Below are 19532 nucleotides of genomic sequence, written 5' to 3'. Positions count from 1 at the left end.
GAATATATTGAATACTACAACAATGAAAGGATCAGGCTGAACTTAAATGGAATGAGCCCGGCACAATACCGGGCTCATCACACTAATCGCTAAATTTTAAACCGTCCAACTTTTGGGGTTCAGTCCACAATGGGCGGCTCTTTTTTGTTTGAATGATTGTAAAAGCAATTTAAATCTCAGCTCCATCAATTCCTGCAATTTTTTCCAAAGCCAGGGTTACCGCTTCAATGCGATCTACGTGCCCGCGTTTTGGATCGGAATGTGCCTGCCCGACAGACCTCATATATGCCTCACCGTCGCGGGTATTGAAAAACGGATCGTGCTTTGCTAGCTTGTCGCGCCAGTTATAACCTACGATTTTTTTGGCGGCTGCAAACCTTAAAAGTAACCGTTGCTTAATCGATCCGCCCGCGCGCTGAACTGAACTTGTTTCCATGTGCATAATGTGTAATTTGCGTTATACAGGTTTTGATTAGCAAATATAATTCATTTTGAATTAATAATATTTAAAGTGAATAATAATTATTCTTTTTGATGGGATTATTTGATTTTAATAGAGTCGTGAAACTTAGGACTCTTCTTCAACTAAGTGAGACCCAATTCGCTAAAAGAATAGGTATGGCACAAGCCACGTACCATAGATTTGAAAAAGGCACTGCAAGTCTGAATGCAGACGCTATTGGAGAAATCATTCGAATCTTTAATGTCGATCCTTTTTGGCTGCTATTTGGTGAAGGAGGCTCAGAGCCTATCTTTTCGACAACAAAAGAAATGTCCAATCACATCACCATAAGCAAAGACGAATTTATCGAGTTGCAGCGCAAAGCGTTGAGGCAGGAGGATAGGATTAGGGAGTTGGAGCAGATTGTAGCTGAGAAGAAATAAAAATTTGGAAAAGGTCGCGATTTTGCGACCTTTGTTTTTTACTCACACACTATATTTTATGAATGCTAAGCAGCTAATTAGATTGCTGGAGGAAAACGGTTGGCAGGAAGTCAGATGCAAAGGAAGTCATAGGATTTTCAAACATCCGGAAATTCTTGCGACGATTCCGGTTGCTTTTCACGGGAGTAAAGATATACCCGTCGGGACACTTAATAAGATCCTGAAAATGTCGGGCCTAAAATAATTACTATTATGAAACTATCAATAATCATAGAGAAGGGTGACGGCGAGCTTTGGGGGCGTATCGAAAACATCCCCAACTATCTACCTGTTACCTCTGGAAAAACGCAGGAGGAAGTTACTGGTAACCTGAAAGAGCTGCTGGAAGATTTTATTACTGAAGACGGAACTGCTCATGATCAGTGGCAGTCAATTAGTATTGAAGATATTGAGTTTGAATATGTGTATGATCTGAGCGCCTTTTTCGAGATCTTCGATGATGTGAAGGTTGGAGCAATAGCAAAGCGTGCTGGTATAAATCCGTCACTTGTAAGGCACTATGTGGCCGGAACAAAGTATCCATCGGCCGCACAGGCAAAGAAAATAGAAGACGCTATTCACGAGCTTGGCGAGAAGCTGAGGGAAGTTGTTCTTGCATAAATTTCCAAGGCTTCCTTACTCAGGCTGCAAAGCCTTTTCCTTCCACCATTCTTCCCAAACCTGCTCGCCATCCAAATCGACTTTCTGGCCGATCAGCGGGGTTACGAGTGGCATATTCTGCTTTTTAGCTTCAAGGGAAGCTCTTTGGATCGGTTCGTTCCAGTCGTGGAGGGCGAGGGAGAATTTGGCCCAGTGGACTGGCATTAATTTCTTGGCGTGCAGCTCTTTTGCGGCGGTTACTATTTCTTCCGGCATCATGTGAATGTATTTCCAGGCTTCATTATACTGGCCGCATTCCAGCAGTACCAGATCAAATTCACCGAATTGCTCGCCAATCTTTTTGAAATGCTGATCATAACCCGAATCGCCGCCGATGAATATCTTTTTATTCGGCGTTTGCAAAACCATCGAAACCCAAAGTGCTTTATTTCTTGCAAATTCCCTGCCCGAGAAGTGACGGCCGGGCGTAATATGTATTTGAAACCCAGCGCCTAAGTCTACCGTTTCGTCCCAGTCTTTTTCAATCACTTTTGACGGCTCGTAGCCCCAGTATTCAAAATGCTCACCAGTTCCCAGTCCAGTGATCACCTGCTTTACTTTTGGCTTTAATTCTAAGATCGTTTTGTAATCGAGGTGATCGTAATGGTCGTGCGAAATGAGCAGGTAATCTATCGCTGGAAAGTCCGCAACTGTATAAACGTCGCTGCCTTTGAAGCTTGGAGTCGTGAAGCTGATCGGCGAGGCGCTTCCGCTTAGTACCGGATCTACCAGGAATGTCTTGCCGTCGATCTGCATAAAATACGATGAGTGGCCAAACCAAACCAGCACATTCTCCTTTGGATCCAGTTTGAGCAAATCAGTCTTTTGCGACGGAATAAGCGCGCCCGGGATATTGAATTTGCTTTTTCCAAAGAAAAACTTTGTGAGTACTTTCAAATAGCTCGAACCTTCGGTCAGCGCCGGGGTATTGCTTTGATTTTGAAATTCACCATCGCGATAATTTGGCGATTGTTTGATCCTTTCCAGTCGCGTGCCGGTGGGCTTTCTTCCAAATTGGGGTTGCTGCATAAATACTAAAACCCCACCGACCAATAAGGCCAGTATTACCAGAAATATCATGAATATTTTTTTAAGTCGTTTCATTTGTTTGGAAAACCAGAACTCTGATTTTGTACCGCAAAATAGACAAAAAGCTACCTGCGCTAACTGATTGGTGACAAGTGGCAAATCCAGGCCAATTACGAGATTACAATCCAGATGAACTATTGCAATTAAAATCACCGCTTCCAAATTTGCATTCTAATACAAGTCGGATACAATTTATTTCTTCCTTATTTTTGATCAGAAACGCTATTCTAGATTTGATCAATGATGAAAATATTTGTGTTCTGCTCCTGTCTGCTGATTTCAGTCATGTCTTTCGCCCAAAATGTTGCTGTGCAGGACACAGGCTTTGTGCGCAGCAATTATAAAAAGACAGAGCAATATATTACAATGCGCGACGGCGTGAAGCTTTTCACGGCCATATATACGCCGATCGACTCGTCGCAGACCTACCCGATTTTAATGCAGCGCACACCCTACTCGATCAGACCGTACGGTACCAACAATTACAGGCGGAGCCTGGGACCCAATGCAAACCTGATGCGTGAAAAGTACATTTTCGTTTATCAGGATGCGCGGGGGAGGTATAAAAGCGAAGGTACATTCCGGGAAATGACGCCGGCTATCCCAAATAAGAAGAGCAAAAAGGATGTAGACGAGTCGAGCGATACTTATGATACGATCGAGTGGCTTTTGAAGCACACAAAAAATAATGGGAAGGTCGGCCAGTCGGGTATTTCGTTTCCGGGCTATTATTCGTCGGCTGCATTGCCCGACGCACATCCGGCCCTCGTGGCAGTTTCGCCGCAGGCTCCGATGTCAGACGAATTCATCGGAGACGATTGCTACCATAACGGTGCGTTTTTCCTGATGGATAACTTCGGTTTTTACAGTGGTTTCGATGGGCCGAAAAGTGCCGACGGACAAAGTTACCAAAGTCATTTCCAGGCCAGTTACAGCGACGCTTACCAGTATTTTCTCGATTTTGGCCCACTTAAAAAATCAAATGCCGCGCCTTACTTTGCGGACCCGAATAGTATCTGGAGACAAACTACTGCACACCCGGTTTACGACGAATTCTGGCAATCCAGGAATATTAAAAATCATTTGAAAAACATAAAACCGGCCGTTTTGGTAGTTGGAGGGTGGTTTGATGCGGAGGATCTGTATGGTGCATTGAAAACCTACGCGGCGATCGAAAAACAGTCTCCCGGCAATAATAACAGGCTGGTTATGGGCCCGTGGACGCACGGTGGCTGGGCGGCGCCGGAATGGAAAGGATTTGCGCAATACCAGTTTGGCGGCGACGTGAACAAGTATTTTCAGGAGGAGATCGAGACTAAATTTTTCAATTTTTATCTGAAAGGAAAAGGCAGTTTTGATCAGGCGGAGGTTACCGTTTTTGAAACCGGTACTAATAAGTGGAAAAACTATGACGTTTGGCCTCCGAAAAACAGCCAGGCAACTGCCTATTATCTGGATACAAAAGGGAAATTATCTGCTTCAAAACCAGCTGCGGCCAAGAGTGCCACGGAATATGAGAGCGATCCGGCGAAACCTGTCCCATATACCAATGTGATCAGCGGTCGCAGGAACAATGAATACATGGCCGAAGATCAGCGTTTTGCGTCCCGCCGACCGGATGTGCTGAGTTTTCAAACCGATTCTTTGACGGAAGATCTTACTCTAACCGGTGAAATTGTAGCAAATCTGATGGTTTCGATGACTGGTTCGGATGCAGATTTTATTGTAAAAGTGATCGACGTTTGGCCAATAAATTCAACTATTCCTGCGGCCAAAGAAGGCGAGCGGCCGGTACAAATGGGCGGTTATCAGCAAATGGTGCGGGCGGAAGTTTTGAGAGGAAAATTCAGAAATAGCTTTTCGAAACCTGAGCCTTTCGCCAAAGATAAGGTTGAAAAAGTAACAGTGAAGCTCAACGAAGTAGCGCATACATTTAAGAAAGGCCACCGCGTAATGGTGCAGATCCAGAGCAGCTGGTTTCCGCTGGTAGATCGCAATCCACAGAAATTCATCAACATTTTTGAGGCGAATGAAGCTGATTTTCAAAAGTCGAGAATCGCAATTCACCACGATGCAACGAATAGCAGCCACATTATGCTGCCGGTAATGCGGTAGATTCTAAAATTTTAAATGCAGGAAATAATGAAAAAATGGAGCTGGCTGATTTCGTTTTGTCTGATTTTGCTGCTATCGAGCGGCTCTACGTGTTTTGGGCAAAGTCCGAAATTTAAGATACTCGCAATGGCCGAACCGGGCGGGCACCATATTGCTTATTCCAAAAGGGCAAAAATCTGGCTCGATTCGCTGGCGCTAAAAAGCAACTTTACCATAGACTATATTGATAACACCAATCCAATCAACGCAGCTTATCTAGATCAATATCAGCTTATTATACAGCTGGATTATGTCCCGTACGGTTGGAATCCAGCGGCGATAGCTGCGTTCGAAAACTATATTAATGAAGGGAAAGGCGGCTGGATTGGCTTTCATCACGCCACATTGCTGGGAGAATTTGATGGATATAAGATCTGGCCCTGGTTCTCAGATTTTATGGGCGGTATTCGCTACAAGAATTACATTGCCGATTTCGCGGCTGCGACGGTGAAAATTGAGCAGCCAAAACATCCGGTCATGCAAGGAGTTCCTGCTTCGTTTTTGGTTGAAAAAGAGGAATGGTATACCTACGATAAAAGTCCGCGCCCGAATGTGGAAGTGCTCGCGAGCGTGGACGAATCTTCCTATTCGCCCGATTCAAAGATCAAAATGGGCGATCACCCGGTAATATGGTCGAATCCGAAAATGAAGGCGCGGAATGTTTACATTTTCATGGGACACTCGCCCGTTCTGTTTGAAAGTGAAGCATACAAAACACTTTTTCAGAATGCTATTTTCTGGGCCGCGGGGCAATAATTGGCTCGAAAAAGTGCTGCTACTTAATCCCCTTCCGCTTTTTGTAATCCTGGTAACGCTGGTTATATTCTTTCAGATCGGCCTCCTTGAAGCTTTTTTCATAACGTTCAGGTAAGTTCAGGCGCTCCTGCATTTGGAGGGTATTCGAAAGTTCTACAAGCGTATTGGTGCCTTTCTGATCTTTTTTTAGGTCAAAAGCGTCGTATAAATCTCCGTTGACAGTGAAAGCTTTAAATGAAAGCTTATCTTTTTCAATATGAATTACCTGGTAAAGCTGCGTATTGGAAGCCGCTCTATCCATCCAATCCTGTAAACCAATATCATACATTTTAGGGCCGCTTACTGAAACGACATAAATAGGCCCGTCGGGCTTCTTCCGACTTTGTCCCACCGGCATATTAATGCCCCGCCCGTAAGTGTGATCGTGGCCCTGCAACACGATATCGACCTTGTATTTTTTATAAAGCGGCTCCATTTTCTCCCGCCACTCATCGTTATCACGCCCCTTTTTAGTAGAATAAATCGGGTGGTGATGTACCACTACGGTCCAGCGGTTCGTATTTCCTTTAACCGTATTTTCAAACCACTCAGCCTGTTCGTTGAGTTGCTTTTTCCCAATTGTAGCTTCTTCTGAATTCAGGAAAATAAATCGTGTGCCTTGATAATCAACATAATAGGTTGTCTCCTGCAAACCTTCCGGGCCGTTTTCGGGCAATGCAAATTGCGGGCGCCAGTGCTTCGAGACCTTCTCTTTCAGGCCGTCACGGTAATATTCGTGGTTACCAGGTACAGCCAGATTTGGCACCATTCCATTGATCCAGCCGCCCGCCTCAAACCATTCGCCCCATTCATAATCGTTGTTGGACCTGTTGATAAGGTCGCCCGCGTGGATCATGAAATTCGCTTTCGGCAATGTTGAATAGGCCCCTCGAATTGCCCGCGACCATAAGCTTCTCACATCATTTTGGGCATCTCCGAAATATAAAAACGAAAGCGGCGCCTGCTGGTCAGAAGCGGTCGTAAAGTGAAACCACTCGCTCCAATTTTTCCCATCCCCAACCCGGTAAACATATTGCGTGGCAGGTTTCAGCTCAGTAAAATCAACTTCGTGATATAGCGCCGTATGTTCGTCAAAAACAGCTTTCTGGGTATTGGCTTTGACAATTTTTGCCTTGTTAGTAAAATCCGGCGACGGATCGGCTTCATGAATAGCCGCAACCGCTTCTTTAATCGTAGTATCAGTCCGCCAGTTAACAGCCTGCGAAGTCGCAGGATTCCCCTTAAAACCCAAAATAACGCGGTCGGGGAATGCTGTGGGAAGGTATGTTTTGTTTTGGGCAAAAGTCGCTGATGTGCTGATTAGTAGCAGCAATAATAGTGCAGATCTGTGATACATTGAGAATTGGTAAGGTATAACGACTATCGGTTTCGTTACAATTATACCTGTTTACACGACTACTGGACTATTCATACCCCAGATTTTACAGACAAATAATACCGCAACCACACTTGTTAGATGGGGATTTGGCCGGTTCAGCTTTCGGTACTTGAATTTGAATAACTATTTCTGCAAGGAACCTTTGCTTACTTCTGATGCCAATTTTCTGCCAGCATTTATTTTTTTCTGGCGTATCCAATGACTGACGCGCTTGAAATCCTCATCTGACAATTGTCTTCCAGATGTAAACAGATCGATGTTTTTTGATTCATTTACCATATAACAATATACAAAGAATCTACGAGAAGTAACGATCTACCAAGATTTTTGCAGCTTGGGTATCTATTATCATAACGTTACCAAACAATACATTAGCAGAGAGAACCTTTCGGTAATGTGCTACTAATTTCGATTTACTCTCAAAAGAAACATAGCCATCATAACCCTTTTCAAATGATAATTTACAAGCATAGGCCATTAGGTTACCAGGAATGCCAAGATAGGCTTTCTTTTTTCCACGATTAGCTTTGCTGCTCTCTAGCAAATGTACATATACGTGATCACCTTTGTCCTGAATGCTGATAAGTCCGTGAATACTCTTTTCATCGTTTAAGACAATCAATTTGTAGATGCTTCTTTCTTGAGAAAGTAGTTCACTCTTCCAGTCAAACAGCCATAACGATTTGCCTAACAGCTTATAATCTGAAATTGAAAAAGGTTGTACTTCGGTTGCGTAACTTTTGCCGGAGGCGGCGTGCTCGATAGAATTTGTGAGCTTATCGATTAAAATGGTTAACTGGTGCGTCGCCATCAGGTCTGTGTCATAGTGTGTTTCTTCAGATTGATACGGCAGTTTACAGAAACGGGCTATTTTTTAGCTGTTAATCCCTGTATTTTTGCATAGTATCCAACCCAGCATTTGTGCAACAGAAAACACTATTTATCACCCCGCCATTTACGCAGCTCAATACACCTTATCCGGCTACGGCTTATTTAAAGGGGTTTTTGAATACGCTGGGGCGGGAATCGTATCAGGCTGATCTGGGCATTGATTTGATTCTCGAATTGTTTTCTGCCAAAGGTCTGACCAAACTTTTCTCGCAGCTTGAAGATTCCGATGCAGAGTTGACTGAAAATAGTTTTCGCATTTATTCCCTCCGCGACGAATATATCAGCACAATCGACCCGGTGATCCGGTTTCTCAAAAATAAAAATCCAACACTCGCGCACAGCATTTGCGACCGCAGTTACCTGCCGGAAGCCAGCCGTTTTCAGCAGCTGGAAGATATGGACTGGGCTTTCGGTACTATGGGAATTCATGATAAGGCGCGGCATTTGGCGACGCTTTATCTTGAAGATCTCGGCGACCTGATCCAGGAGGCGATCGATCCGCATTTTGGTTTTAGTCGCTACGCCGAGCGTTTGGGCAGGTCGGCTACCAGTTTCGACGAAATGGAGCAGGCGCTGGAAATGCCGGATACGCTTTTGTCGCAGACTTTAAAGGAAGTTTTCGAGCGAAAATTACAGCAATATCAACCCAATATCGTCTGCATTTCAGTGCCTTTTCCAGGAAATTTATACGGTGGATTTAAGTGCGGACAGTATCTGAAAAAGCATTATCCCGCTATCAAAGTAGTCATGGGAGGTGGTTTTCCAAATACTGAATTGCGTTCGCTGAAAGAGCCGAGGGTTTTTAATTATATCGATTTTATCTGTCTCGACGACGGCGAGGCCCCATTATTGTCTTTGCTCGATCACCTCGACGGTAACCGGGAAGCGGGCCAAATGAAGCGTGTGTATTCGCGGGTAAACGGCGAGGTAATCTACCATACTGGTGCGCGTGAGCGGGATATTGCGCAAAGAGATACGGGTACGCCCGATTACAGCGACCTTCCGCTCAATGATTATCTGTCTGTGATTGAGATCGTTAACCCTATGCACCGGCTTTGGAGTGACGGCCGCTGGAACAAGCTGACCCTTGCACACGGCTGCTATTGGGGCAAATGTACTTTTTGCGACATTTCACTCGATTACATCCGTCGCTACGAGCCGATGACCGCCGGTTTGCTTTGCGATCGCATTGAAGAAATCATCGCGCAGACCAACCAAAACGGTTTTCATTTTGTGGACGAAGCTGCGCCGCCCGCATTACTTCGTGATTTGGCATTGGAAATTATCCGTCGGAAACTTACGGTAGTGTGGTGGACCAATATCCGTTTTGAAAAGAATTTCACGCACGACCTCTGCTTGCTGCTAAAAGCTTCGGGATGCATTGCTATTTCCGGCGGACTTGAAGTAGCTTCTGACCGGTTGCTGGAAAAGATGAAAAAAGGCGTGACAGTGGCACAGGTGGCGCGTGTAGCCGATGCATTCACACAGGCGGGCATTATGGTGCACGCATATCTGATGTACGGATTTCCAACGCAAACCGCCCAGGAAACGATCGATTCGCTGGAAATGGTAAGGCAACTTTTTCAGGCTGGAATTGTGCAATCGGGCTTTTGGCACCGGTTTGCGATGACCGCGCATAGTCCGGTGGGATTGCATCCGGAAGAATTTGACGTAATGCGGCTGGGGCCAGATACCGGTCGTTTCGCCAACAATGACCTTGAACATGATGATCCGCTGGGCGCTGAGCACGAGCGTTTTTCGGAAGGTTTGCGTAAATCCCTATTCAACTACATGCACGGCGTTTGTCTGGATTTCCCACACTCGCGCTGGTTCGATTTCAAAGTGCCGGTGACCTCTATTCCGCCCAATTATATTGAAAAAAGCATCAGTGGATTGCCTGATTCGATAAGCCGGCCCAATGCAATTGCAGTTTGGCTGGGTAGCCTCCCAGAAATGGCTGTTTTTGAAGAAAAAAGAGGGAAAAGTATCGTTGAAGTTGCGGAGCTTGTATTCTTTAACAAGAAAAAAGAGTGGGCTATTGAAGCGGATGTGGCGATTGGGGAGTGGTTGGTTGCTATATTTCCAAAGCTATTAGTATCTAATCCAGAACCTTTGTCTTTTGATAAGTTGATGCAAGAATTCGAGCTCGCAGGACTGGGAAGTTTGGAGATATTTGCCCAAACAAAAACCTGGAAGGATCTGCGGGCGGGCGGACTGTTAATACTCTAACTGTCAATATTTTAATACTTTAAAGGTTTTGAGATCGTCGTCAAAAGTGGTGAATACCGCAGGGTAGCCAATATCAACTCGCCCAATTTTATTCGCAAGATTTAAAGCTTTCGCGGGACGGATCGTCGCCATTTCAATCGCTTCCTGCAAAGGTATTCCCACAATCTCAACTGCATTCCGAACTGCATCAGGAAGGGAAATAGTTGCTCCCGCGAGGTTACCGTCGGAATTGGTGTATCGGCCGTCTTTCAGGTAAGCGTCGAATTCGCCCCATTTGAATTCTGTCACTTTCTCACCCAGAAACAGCGCGTCGGAAATCAGGAAGAGTTTGTCTTTTTTGATCTTGTAAGCAACACTTGCCGCGCCAAAATCACAATGCACGCCGTCGATAATCAGCGGTGCGTACACCGAATCTGTGTCAAAAGTGGCCCCTACAAGTCCGGGAGCGCGGTGGCCGAAAGCTGACATTGCATTGTAAAGGTGAGTTACCAGGTTAATACCCTGCGAAAATGCTTTTGTAGCCTCTTCATAAGTTGCATTGGAATGCCCGGCGGAAACTGTGATATCCGAGTCGAGCAGCATCTGGATCTGTTCTTCCGTGAACATTTCCGGAGCAATCGTGATCAGGCGAATTACGCCTTTTCCAAGCTGGATAATTTCCTTCAATTCACGATTTAATGGTTTTCTCACAAATCCTGCCAAATGTGCCCCGCGTTTGACCGGGTTCAGATACGGACCTTCCAAATGCATTCCCAGCACGCCTGAACCGGGATTTTTCTCCATAAAACTTCTGGTCGCTTCAATACCTTTCAGGATATTTTCGTGCGGAGAAGTAATAAGTGTTGGCAGCACATAAGCCGAACCTGTTTTCAGACTCGCAGTGTAAATATCTTCAACCGTCTCTTCATCAGCACGTTCCGTGAAATAGTATTTTTCGCCTCCGTTGATGTGGCTGTCAAAAAAACCGGGTGCAAGATTGTCCACGCGGATTTCGTGCGGACCGGCTTCTGCATATTCCATTCCCGCAATTTGTCCGTCCAGGATTTTGATGGACTGATTTTCAAGTACTTCGGATCCTGTAAATACGCTGCGGGCAAACAATTGGAAAGACATAACCGGTTTAGAAAAATGACGATATCAAGAAACAAAAAATGAGCAGCGCTTCAAAACGCTATTTAATAATAATATCAAATTTTGTCAATAGCCCGGCCAGATCGGAGGAGAGGAACTTGGCTTTGCGAATGTTATTAGAAGTAGGATCGATCGTGAAGTTTTTACTGGTTGTAAAGTCCAGACCGGCCAGATTGGTATTAACAAAAACCGCATCCCAGAAGTCGCAATCGTGTATTTTGCTTTTGGATAGATCAGCCTGCGTAAAATCAGCGCCGTGAATTTTGGACTTTGTGAAAAACGATTTGTTCAGTTTTTTTCTTTCAAAAATGGCATAGTCGAGAATGCATTCTTCAAACTTAACCGCAAATGCAAAGTCTTTGGCTTCCGAAAAATTGACGCCGGTCAACTTACAATTGCTGAATATGATGTCCGACATCTTGCAATTTTTTACTACTGCATTGCTCAGGTTACAGCTTTTAAAAACACAATCAATGAAGTCGATACCCGACAAATCGGAAAATGTGCAGTTATTGAATGTAACCTGCTCGTAAGCAGATTCCACGGGTGTTTGCTCCGTAAAATCGACGTTATTGATTGATTCCAAAAGGTTTAGATATATTGAGAGATAAAGATCAGAGGTATTTCTTGATGACGGATTTTAGTTGATCAGCCTGCACCACACCCGATTGGCGCCACATTGGTTTGCCGTTTTTGAAAACGATCAATGTCGGTACACCCTGGATCTTATATGCATTGGCGGCAGACTTATTCTTATCCACATCGACTTTAATAATCGTAGTAGAATCTCCCAAATCAGCTTTTACCTGATCCAGAATCGGTTTCATCATTTTACAGGGCCCGCACCATTCAGCCGAAAAATCGACCAGAACAGGTTTATTTCCATTGATCAGTTCTGCGAAAGTTGCCATGATTTTGAGTTTTTAAGTTCAAGATAAAGTGAATGTATCCTGAATGACTAACTCAATTTTTCCTTTAAAAATTTCCCAAACTTCATTTCTACGTATTCATAGGTGAAATGGGAATAGATAATCGTGAGCAAAATCGACGAAGTGAGTGAAATAGCGATCATCAGGTCCGTAGGCTGCGATTTCAGAAACCTGAAAAGCAGGACATTTACTAATATCAGAACCAATGCATGGTTGAGGTAGATAGAATAGGAGATTTTACCAAGATATTGAAAGGGCTTGCTGGAAAGCATCTGGCTGACGAACCCGGTTGAGCTTGCGAATATGATGATCCCGATCGAAAAAAGCGGAGGGAAGACTAATTTCCACAGGTTCAGGTCCCAGTAATGGACGAGATACATGGCGGTCAGGAGCACGATCAGGAAAGGGATTTCGAATGCGGAAAGATGAAAAGTTCTTTTACTTAATATAAAGTGAGTGAATATGCCGAGGCAAAAGCAGAGCAAACCTCTGACGAAACCATAATCGTAAGCCAGCAGATATTCGCCTCTTGAATAGATAAAAACGGCCGAAACGATAGTGATTAATGTAAAAGCGAAGTACTTGAATCTCGGCAGACAAAGGATTACCAAACCGAAAACGAGATAAGAAATCATTTCTGCGGAAATAGACCAGGAAGGGTAGTTATTGCTGATCCAAGAGCCAAAAACGGGCGTGGAACCCATGAAAGTGAGTGCGTCGAAGGCCGTATAAAAGTAGTAGGAGAGCCCGAGGCTGCCGACGTTTTTCATCGAGCTCTGGTCACCCACCAGGTTTGCGATTACGAAAATCACTTCTGTGTAAAACAGTAGCGGATAAAGCCGGATGAAACGTTTTTTGAGAAACTGGAAAAAATCGCCTGTCGTGTGAATGCGGTTGACGTAATTCAGGGCTATTACAAAGCCACTGAGCACGAAGAAAAAGTCAACGAAAAGGCTCGCATTGATTACAAAGAAGTTATTGTAGAGATAATGGTCTTTGAAAGCGTTGTGATGATGAGCGATGACCAGTACCGAAAATATGCCCCTAAGTCCGTCCAATTGTTCAACTCTGCCTTTCATGAGAATGATTTTGACTTGCCCGGGTGCATGTAAAGCAAGCGATCGGAAAATGGAAATGAATTAGGTGGTGACTGTGGTAAGCCGCGTGGCCGCTTTCTTTTTCTGGTAACTGTCAAGGTAGCGGATTCCGAGGAAACGGATCATGACCGCGTAAGGGAACCAGAATGCAATGTCGTAGGGTCTTCCGCCGGTAACGAGCAGTACCATCATCGACAAAAAGAAAAATGCGAGAAATGTGCTAAGCGGGTTGGTATACCTCCGGATTTCGCGGATTGCGAAGAGAAAGAGGAAGAAATTGAAGGCCGCAAAGAACAGAAATCCGAAAATTCCCTGATCCACCCAGGCTTCCAGTATCGGGACGTCAAGGTAGTCGGCTTTGTAGCCGCGGCCTAGAAATACCTCCCACGAAAAGATCGTTTCCATAAATTCTCCGAACCCGCTCACCCGGCCCATAGCGGAATAATCCACATCGGCTTCCTCGGAAAGGCGGACTCCTGTTGAGGTAAAGATCACGTTCATGATCCGGTCCTGGAAAATATCCCAGTAACCCAGCAGTAAATTCAGAATATCGCCGTAGCGCGCCAGGAAGTAATTAATTCCAACCAGAATAATCGCAATGAAAATGAAGTTCCGAAGTTTGAATGCATTCCCGATCGCAGACGTGATATTTGAAAATTTGAACCGAAAAATAAAATAAGCGAAAGCGGCGAGACCCAAGCCGAGATAGCTGGATTTGGCAAGCGACATAACCACCACACCAAGTCCGAAAAGCACCGAGAAAAACAGAAAGATCCGGGTTAGAAGGTTCTTTGTATTGCCCAGCATCATCAATGCGGTGAGCATACATACGATCCCATTCCGGGCTGTAATGTGCGGATTACCACCTGGCTGCGCACCTTCATTTGCGAAATTTACCGCTGCGCGCATCCCCGGCGTCCAGTTTGGATCGGTGATCAGCGAGTAAACGAGGGTGATATTGGTAAAAAACGAGAGGAGAAAAATGATCATTACCAGTGTGTCCTTCACATCATTCGGAACGTGCATTAAGAGCACAATGAAGCCGAATGTAAATGCGAAGTTTCCGACGTCGGCGACTGATTTTCCTACATTATTAAAAAACATAAAGTAGTAAAGCGCCATTAACAAAAACGCCAGACCCAGGTTCAGCAGAATGATATTAGGCTTGTAGAGTCGCTTGAAGAGGTGCATCGGCACCATTAATATCAATGCGAATGAAAAGAATATAGCAGTAAAAATGCTGCTCGCAGGTCCCACACCCAATGTATCCCTAATAAAAAATATCAGCGGAAACCCGTTGAACATCATAGCGATGCCCAGCGAATATCTGAGATAAGTAAAATTATTAGCTACATTAAGTAAGCTCCAATTCATCTAGAAAATCTGTAACTAATGTATTTGAAATCAAACCTGGAAATGAAATAAACGATTTTCCTGGTTCGGCACCAAAGATACTTGATTTTGTTGACTAGCGCCGAACTGTTCGTAGAAATGTACAATTCCTGCACCCGCTTATGCTCCTCGCTTCCTACGTGCGCGATGGTCGAAGATTTAGCGTCTGCGTGTACCCGCAATGCACCGCCAAGTCCGTCGATCTTCTTGGTAGTTGTTCCATTTTGAGCGGTATACCGACTTACAAATTCATAATCGAATGCAAAACGGTAGCTTTCGTCGAAAAGACCGTACTTTTCAACCAGCTCGCGTTTGAAAAATAGTGACTGATTGTGAATCTGCATTCCTTCCAAAATCTGGCAATCGAAATCGAAAGAGGTTGTTTTCAGGAGCTCGGTCACTTCGTCGTCGGTTGAGATCATGTACAAGTCCCCGTAGAGAATATCGGTCTTGTACTGCGCGGCTGCCTCTCCAAAACGCTGGAAAGTGCCTGGAAAATATACATCGTCGGAATTCTGGAAGCTGATATAGTCGCCGGTTGCTCTTCTAAGCGCCTTATTAATAGCGTCTACCTGGCCTTTGTCTTTTTCAGAAACCCACCAGGTAATGTATTTTTCGTACTTTTTAATGACTTCAACACTATCGTCAGTCGAGCCGCCGTCGACGATCAGGTATTCCAAATTCGGATAGTTCTGGTTGAGAACGCTCAGAATCGTGCGTTCGAGAAACGGCGCCTGATTGTAGGAAGGCGTGATAATGGTCAGCTTTGGCAGGTTCTTCGCATTACTTGCCGCTGCATTGACATCCAGTTGTAAACCGGACACAAATTTGCGCAGCTCATGTGTGTTTTTTTCTAGGAAATGCATTGCATCCTGTTTTTAGAACTGATCAATATATTCGGTAACAGCCGTAAGTTTTTTGGCGATATTATTCCTTAAAACGCGGTATCTGCGAATGTCGGGCACTTTTCCGTAAACGGGAAGATGTGATTCGGGCAGATATTTCCGGTAGTTTTGAAGGTTTTGCGTGTATTGTTTCAGCAAACTTTGAAATGTATCGTTTTGTCCGGCCAGGGCTTCATGATTGGACCAAACCGCATCGAAATACGTCAATCCTGCGAAATCAGCAGAAATAAGCGGATTTCCGTCGACCGTATATTGCTCTTTATCTCCTGAAAGTTTTTTATTCAAAATTGCTTGCAGACCAAAATGCCAGCCTGCGTGCGGGATTATTCTTGTTTTCGGAATCCAGACCGGAATGTAGTTCATCCAAAGCTGGTCCATATTCATTCCGTTACAAAGGTCAAATGCGGCTCTGTCGAGTGTCCGGCTGCTCCACCAATCCAGCGTTTTGCGGGTCGCTTCGGTATTTCTCAAAGTCCAGCTTCCCGAATGAAACATTCCTACATTCAAAATCCTTTTATCGTCGAGAACGTCTGACTTAGCAAGTGGTTTGAGAATGTTGGGAGTAAGATAAAAGTCAATGTCATTCTCTAAAATGGCATTGATCGACTGGTATAGCTGAACTGTGGGTGCAAAGAATGTGAGCAGAGTGCATTCGGGGTGCTGATTTAATAACCATTTCGCTACAAACGGGCGGGCAGCTGCCAATATTTCGAAATCAAAATAGCCGCGCACCCAGTTTTCCCAGGCTGGAATACCTATTCTTGAAATGTCAATAACCTGAATATTTGCAGGCAGTTCTTTCAGCGGCGCCGCGTCGACCCAGCAAAGGTAAAAAACAGCATTCGGTTCGTGTTTTGATACCGAATCTGCCAAATTAAGTGCGTGAGCCAGATTTGTCCTGTTACAGACTGTATATATAATATTCATTTAAGATCAATCGGCTTCCGGCATTGTTTTAAAATAAGACAATTCCTTGATATTGGATCTGGAAATGCCCGTCAGCGCAAAAGGTAGAGCATCGCTATTACCGATTTGCTGAACGTTTTTGGCAAAATGATTACGAACGATATTCGTCGGCTTCCTGAGTTGCGGCCAGAAACGATTAGCTTCCAGATCCCAGAAAACCGAGTCAGCGTGCTGCAAATGCGTTTCATGCCTGTATTGATAAGCCTCTTTTCGCTTGTTTTGCAACGTTTTGGTCATTCTCTCAATACGACAAAGGTAAAGTCCATTATCCGTATAACCCTTTCCGAACAGTATTTTTTCCTCAGTAGTTAGTCCTGAAAGCCTTTTTATGATGGTATCAGGCGCACTTTCCAGGCTGGCAAAATAGGGGGGTGCTTTTAAGTAATCATACCCTTGCTTGCACCAGTAATAGAGCTCATCACGTACAACCCAACTATTCAATTCGTGGATCAGCAGGAATTCACACCAGTTGAACCGGTCGTAAAAATCCTCCATTAAAAACAAGGAAGCGAGGTGGTCGCGGGACTGGAAGTATTTTTTCGGAAAATAAATAACGTCAATGTCCTCGTTGTGCTCTTTCACAATGGAAAGGTCGGCGCCTTCGAAAGTGATGAAAATGAGCGGATACTTATGTAATGTTTCGAGACAATGGTGTAAAAGTCTTTCTTCCGTCGGATTAATGTCGGGATTCAGGATCGGGATGAGTACGGATACAAGCTCTTTCATCAGAATGTTTCGAGCTGACCAATCACATAATGGATGGGTTTTTTAAGAAATTTACGCACCCGCTGGTAACGGCGAACCGGCGCCGGCTTGATATATGCACAAGGGAATTTTCTATAATATGCGTTTCCCTTTGATAAGAGGCTATTCCGGTAAATTGCAAACAACTCGGTAAGGTCGGTGCGGTCGGCTAATTCGAAACGGTCCTGGTACTTGGACAATATATCGGGTTTTGCAGGATCGTAGCCACTATAATGGAAAAAGATCAGCGGAAACTGACCATTAATAATGAATTGATTATCAATGTTATTGAATGTCCGTTCGTGCAGGTTCCAGTAAGCTGCATTGTATCCGGGGTTCCTTTCTATTAATGTATTTTGTACAAAAACAGGCAAGAAATTCATCCAGTTCTGATCTACAAAAAGCCCGTTACAGAGATCTATCAGGCATTCGTATCTTAATTTCTCTTCCCACCAAGCGATAAACTGCGTGATCTGTTCACTCCGACTGAACGCCACAAAGCCGAGGTTGTACACACCAGTATTCAAATGGTGCAGTTCATTGGGAGTCAGCTGGTCTTCAATAGGCGTGATAATGTGGGGCGTAACTACTGCATTGTATTTTTGCAGCGAGTTTACCAGTTCAGTGAGAGGCTGAAAAACGATAATATCCGGGTCGAAGTAAATAACTTCTGTCGCCTCAGGATAGTGTTTGAAAAAGTAGGTGAAATAGAAAGGCTTTACCGCAGTGTTGAGCTCGGTGATATTGTATCGCTCAGCCATTTCCTGGAAATCCCTTATCTCGATCTTATCGATCTCAATCATCGGAAAATCAGGTTTGTACGAACTTTCAAATGCAATTCCCTCCAATGTGTCGACGAGCCCGATGAAGAATTTTACATCCGGATTCGTGGCTTTGAGGGAATCTCCTAACGTTCGCGCCTGGGCTAAGTAGTTGATTGAGCAAATGGTAAAGGCAATGGTCATTGATTATGCTGTTCCGAAACCTGTAAAGGTAGGTACTTTTGGATGATAGCCTCGATACTGCCGATGCTTTTCTCGGTATTATGCCTTTGTAATACCTTTTTCCTGCCATTTTGCCCCATTGTATCCCTTAATGTAGGGTCAAGAATTAATTGGATAACAGCGTCGGAAGCAGCAGAAATGTCCATGAAAGGCACTACAAAACCAGCGTCACTTTCAATCAGCTCCGGCGCGCCGCCAGCGTCTTCAAAACACACGACCGGAATTTCCAAAAGTGCAGCTTCGAGTACTACAAGCGGGTACGGATCTTCCCGGGAGCTGAGTAGAAGTACATCAAAACGGTTGATATAGTCGAGCGCGTGCGGAGTAGGGGGGATCAGAATAATTTTTTCACTTAAACCCATCAGGCGGATATCGCTCTCTATGAGCTCGTAAATCTCATGCTGCGGACCTGCGCCGACCCACACAAAATAGACGGGCAGCGGTTGAGTTTTGTGAATTACTCTTTTTGCAATCCAGTTAAATATATCATTTCCTTTGCGCCACTCGGCATTTCCGCAGCCACCGATCACAATCGCGTCGGCCGGGACTTTGTGCGTTCTTTCGAGTAAATCGTGTTGAACTGTCCTTAATTTCTCATCAATATGTTCGTGGTCAATCAGCGTAAATGTGCTTACGCGGGAAGAAGGGAAATCATATTTTCTGACATAATAGTTGGCGACTGCATGTGATACCGCGATCAGATGGTCGGCCTTTCGAAGCATGAAAGCCAGGTGCTTTTCATGCGAGTACATTTTAACTGACATTGCCAGTTCGTGTACAAACAATACGAGCGGTATTCTGTGCAGGAATTTTAGGAAATCGTGATAGACGCCCGCATTGGCAATTGAATTAATAAAAACAAGGCCGATATTCTGCATTTCGAGTTCACTAACAACGCGATCGGTACCTCGCTGAACCGTGCGCTCTTCGTAAAATTTATAGAGATATACCTTTTTGAGCAGCTTTCCGGTAAAAGGCGTGGGAGCGACTTTGTAATTCTGGTAGAGCTTCGTTACGGTCACGACTTCTTCAAATTCTTTTTCCAGCTCTCCTCCACTGCAAAGCAAAAGATGCATCGGGACGCCCCGTTCTTTCAAAAGCCTCAGCAGCTGTAACAACAGCAGCTGGCTTCCCGCCCGGTTCGCGTCGTGACTGACGAATAATATTTTCTTTTGCTCCATTAACAATTATCGCTATCTCAAACTACGGACCTCACATGGTCA

General features: G+C 44.6%; 21 protein-coding genes. 7 read left to right on the top strand and 14 right to left on the bottom strand.

The window, feature by feature from the left end:
• Positions 1 to 6: 6 nt before the first annotated feature.
• Positions 7 to 93 carry an IS3 family transposase gene (locus KOD92_RS27675; protein ID WP_406566161.1) on the top strand — a complete coding sequence of 29 codons (87 nt, stop codon included), beginning with the start codon at positions 7 to 9 and terminating at the stop codon, positions 91 to 93.
• A gap of 76 nt (positions 94 to 169) precedes the next feature.
• Here the strand turns inward: KOD92_RS27675 and KOD92_RS06100 are convergent, their stop codons facing one another.
• Positions 170 to 436 carry a hypothetical protein gene (locus KOD92_RS06100; protein WP_229254550.1) on the bottom strand — a complete coding sequence of 89 codons (267 nt, stop codon included), beginning with the start codon at positions 434 to 436 and terminating at the stop codon, positions 170 to 172.
• 98 nt (positions 437 to 534) lie between these two features.
• On the opposite strand from KOD92_RS06100, the gene KOD92_RS06095 reads away from it, so the two are divergent.
• Genes KOD92_RS06095 through KOD92_RS06085 form a run of 3 tightly spaced genes read left to right on the top strand, consistent with a single transcriptional unit; the run spans position 535 to position 1545 of the window.
• Positions 535 to 885: a helix-turn-helix domain-containing protein gene (locus KOD92_RS06095; RefSeq protein ID WP_215232590.1), complete on the top strand. Its 351-nt coding sequence runs from the start codon at positions 535 to 537 to the stop codon at positions 883 to 885.
• Positions 886 to 943: 58 nt separating this feature from the next.
• Positions 944 to 1129, top strand: a complete 186-nt coding sequence (locus KOD92_RS27670) for a type II toxin-antitoxin system HicA family toxin (RefSeq protein ID WP_215232589.1) — start codon at positions 944 to 946, stop codon at positions 1127 to 1129.
• Positions 1130 to 1137: 8 nt separating this feature from the next.
• Positions 1138 to 1545 carry a helix-turn-helix domain-containing protein gene (locus KOD92_RS06085; protein WP_215232588.1) on the top strand — a complete coding sequence of 136 codons (408 nt, stop codon included), beginning with the start codon at positions 1138 to 1140 and terminating at the stop codon, positions 1543 to 1545.
• A 15-nt stretch (positions 1546 to 1560) separates the two neighbouring features.
• On the opposite strand, the gene KOD92_RS06080 is transcribed toward KOD92_RS06085, so the two are convergent.
• A complete protein-coding gene (locus KOD92_RS06080; protein WP_229254548.1) occupies positions 1561 to 2688 on the bottom strand; it encodes an MBL fold metallo-hydrolase in 1128 nt (375 codons plus the stop codon).
• Positions 2689 to 2916: 228 nt separating this feature from the next.
• Here KOD92_RS06080 and KOD92_RS06075 point away from each other — a divergent pair, with 228 nt between their 5' ends.
• Both KOD92_RS06075 and KOD92_RS06070 read left to right on the top strand, forming a co-directional pair.
• On the top strand, positions 2917 to 4788 hold the full coding sequence (locus KOD92_RS06075; RefSeq protein ID WP_215232668.1) for a CocE/NonD family hydrolase: 1872 nt from the start codon (positions 2917 to 2919) through the stop codon (positions 4786 to 4788).
• 27 nt (positions 4789 to 4815) lie between these two features.
• The gene (locus tag KOD92_RS06070) at positions 4816 to 5583 is read left to right on the top strand and encodes a ThuA domain-containing protein (RefSeq protein ID WP_215232587.1); all 768 of its coding nucleotides are present in this window, start codon (positions 4816 to 4818) and stop codon (positions 5581 to 5583) included.
• 19 nt (positions 5584 to 5602) lie between these two features.
• Here the strand turns inward: KOD92_RS06070 and KOD92_RS06065 are convergent, their stop codons facing one another.
• A complete protein-coding gene (locus tag KOD92_RS06065) occupies positions 5603 to 6979 on the bottom strand; it encodes a purple acid phosphatase family protein (protein WP_215232586.1) in 1377 nt (458 codons plus the stop codon).
• Positions 6980 to 7319: 340 nt separating this feature from the next.
• A complete protein-coding gene (locus KOD92_RS06060; protein WP_215232585.1) occupies positions 7320 to 7832 on the bottom strand; it encodes a hypothetical protein in 513 nt (170 codons plus the stop codon).
• 110 nt (positions 7833 to 7942) lie between these two features.
• On the opposite strand from KOD92_RS06060, the gene KOD92_RS06055 reads away from it, so the two are divergent.
• On the top strand, positions 7943 to 10141 hold the full coding sequence (locus KOD92_RS06055; RefSeq protein ID WP_215232584.1) for a B12-binding domain-containing radical SAM protein: 2199 nt from the start codon (positions 7943 to 7945) through the stop codon (positions 10139 to 10141).
• 3 nt (positions 10142 to 10144) lie between these two features.
• Here the strand turns inward: KOD92_RS06055 and nagA are convergent, their stop codons facing one another.
• From nagA to KOD92_RS06005, 10 genes are read right to left on the bottom strand one after another with little or no spacing between them, the layout of a single operon-like run.
• The gene (gene nagA / locus KOD92_RS06050) at positions 10145 to 11254 is read right to left on the bottom strand and encodes an N-acetylglucosamine-6-phosphate deacetylase (RefSeq protein ID WP_215232583.1); all 1110 of its coding nucleotides are present in this window, start codon (positions 11252 to 11254) and stop codon (positions 10145 to 10147) included.
• Between the two features lie 58 nt (positions 11255 to 11312).
• On the bottom strand, positions 11313 to 11858 hold the full coding sequence (locus tag KOD92_RS06045) for a pentapeptide repeat-containing protein (protein ID WP_229254547.1): 546 nt from the start codon (positions 11856 to 11858) through the stop codon (positions 11313 to 11315).
• 28 nt (positions 11859 to 11886) lie between these two features.
• The gene (gene trxA / locus KOD92_RS06040; protein WP_215232582.1) at positions 11887 to 12183 is read right to left on the bottom strand and encodes a thioredoxin; all 297 of its coding nucleotides are present in this window, start codon (positions 12181 to 12183) and stop codon (positions 11887 to 11889) included.
• Positions 12184 to 12230: 47 nt separating this feature from the next.
• Positions 12231 to 13280 (bottom strand): acyltransferase family protein, encoded by a 1050-nt coding sequence (locus KOD92_RS06035; RefSeq protein WP_215232581.1) that lies wholly within the window; start codon positions 13278 to 13280, stop codon positions 12231 to 12233.
• 60 nt (positions 13281 to 13340) lie between these two features.
• Positions 13341 to 14672 carry a hypothetical protein gene (locus tag KOD92_RS06030; protein ID WP_215232580.1) on the bottom strand — a complete coding sequence of 444 codons (1332 nt, stop codon included), beginning with the start codon at positions 14670 to 14672 and terminating at the stop codon, positions 13341 to 13343.
• A complete protein-coding gene (locus tag KOD92_RS06025) occupies positions 14669 to 15556 on the bottom strand; it encodes a glycosyltransferase family 2 protein (protein ID WP_215232579.1) in 888 nt (295 codons plus the stop codon). Before KOD92_RS06025 ends, KOD92_RS06030 begins: the two co-directional genes overlap by 4 nt.
• 12 nt (positions 15557 to 15568) lie before the next feature.
• Positions 15569 to 16522, bottom strand: coding sequence for a hypothetical protein (locus tag KOD92_RS06020; RefSeq protein WP_215232578.1), 954 nt, complete (start codon positions 16520 to 16522; stop codon positions 15569 to 15571).
• Between the two features lie 6 nt (positions 16523 to 16528).
• On the bottom strand, positions 16529 to 17287 hold the full coding sequence (locus KOD92_RS06015) for a DUF5672 family protein (protein ID WP_215232577.1): 759 nt from the start codon (positions 17285 to 17287) through the stop codon (positions 16529 to 16531).
• Entirely contained in the window at positions 17287 to 18270 is a 984-nt protein-coding gene (locus tag KOD92_RS06010) for a glycosyltransferase (RefSeq protein WP_215232576.1), read from the bottom strand. Before KOD92_RS06010 ends, KOD92_RS06015 begins: the two co-directional genes overlap by 1 nt.
• Entirely contained in the window at positions 18267 to 19490 is a 1224-nt protein-coding gene (locus tag KOD92_RS06005; RefSeq protein ID WP_215232575.1) for a glycosyltransferase family 4 protein, read from the bottom strand. The genes KOD92_RS06010 and KOD92_RS06005 overlap by 4 nt, the downstream gene beginning before the upstream one ends.
• Between the last annotated feature and the right edge of the window lie 42 nt (positions 19491 to 19532).

This window comes from Dyadobacter linearis, from assembly GCF_907165045.1.
GTDB lineage: Bacteria > Bacteroidota > Bacteroidia > Cytophagales > Spirosomataceae > Dyadobacter > Dyadobacter linearis.
Note: the sequence above shows the minus strand (reverse complement) of the source record. Positions and strands in the feature narration are given on the sequence as shown.

Bases quoted from the DNA above. Each gene is read 5' to 3' on its own strand.
- KOD92_RS06060 (WP_215232585.1), bottom strand. From the start codon at position 7,832: ATGGCGACGCACCAGTTAACCATTTTAATCGATAAGCTCACAAATTCT.
- KOD92_RS06070 (WP_215232587.1), top strand. From the start codon at position 4,816: ATGAAAAAATGGAGCTGGCTGATTTCGTTTTGTCTGATTTTGCTGCTA.
- KOD92_RS27670 (WP_215232589.1), top strand. From the start codon at position 944: ATGAATGCTAAGCAGCTAATTAGATTGCTGGAGGAAAACGGTTGGCAG.
- KOD92_RS06010 (WP_215232576.1), bottom strand. From the start codon at position 18,270: ATGACCATTGCCTTTACCATTTGCTCAATCAACTACTTAGCCCAGGCG.
- KOD92_RS06015 (WP_215232577.1), bottom strand. From the start codon at position 17,287: ATGAAAGAGCTTGTATCCGTACTCATCCCGATCCTGAATCCCGACATT.
- KOD92_RS06095 (WP_215232590.1), top strand. From the start codon at position 535: ATGGGATTATTTGATTTTAATAGAGTCGTGAAACTTAGGACTCTTCTT.
- KOD92_RS06005 (WP_215232575.1), bottom strand. From the start codon at position 19,490: ATGGAGCAAAAGAAAATATTATTCGTCAGTCACGACGCGAACCGGGCG.
- nagA (WP_215232583.1), bottom strand. From the start codon at position 11,254: ATGTCTTTCCAATTGTTTGCCCGCAGCGTATTTACAGGATCCGAAGTA.
- KOD92_RS06025 (WP_215232579.1), bottom strand. From the start codon at position 15,556: ATGCATTTCCTAGAAAAAAACACACATGAGCTGCGCAAATTTGTGTCC.
- KOD92_RS06065 (WP_215232586.1), bottom strand. From the start codon at position 6,979: ATGTATCACAGATCTGCACTATTATTGCTGCTACTAATCAGCACATCA.
- KOD92_RS06075 (WP_215232668.1), top strand. From the start codon at position 2,917: ATGAAAATATTTGTGTTCTGCTCCTGTCTGCTGATTTCAGTCATGTCT.
- trxA (WP_215232582.1), bottom strand. From the start codon at position 12,183: ATGGCAACTTTCGCAGAACTGATCAATGGAAATAAACCTGTTCTGGTC.
- KOD92_RS06080 (WP_229254548.1), bottom strand. From the start codon at position 2,688: ATGAAACGACTTAAAAAAATATTCATGATATTTCTGGTAATACTGGCC.
- KOD92_RS06020 (WP_215232578.1), bottom strand. From the start codon at position 16,522: ATGAATATTATATATACAGTCTGTAACAGGACAAATCTGGCTCACGCA.
- KOD92_RS06035 (WP_215232581.1), bottom strand. From the start codon at position 13,280: ATGAAAGGCAGAGTTGAACAATTGGACGGACTTAGGGGCATATTTTCG.
- KOD92_RS06100 (WP_229254550.1), bottom strand. From the start codon at position 436: ATGGAAACAAGTTCAGTTCAGCGCGCGGGCGGATCGATTAAGCAACGG.
- KOD92_RS06085 (WP_215232588.1), top strand. From the start codon at position 1,138: ATGAAACTATCAATAATCATAGAGAAGGGTGACGGCGAGCTTTGGGGG.
- KOD92_RS06030 (WP_215232580.1), bottom strand. From the start codon at position 14,672: ATGAATTGGAGCTTACTTAATGTAGCTAATAATTTTACTTATCTCAGA.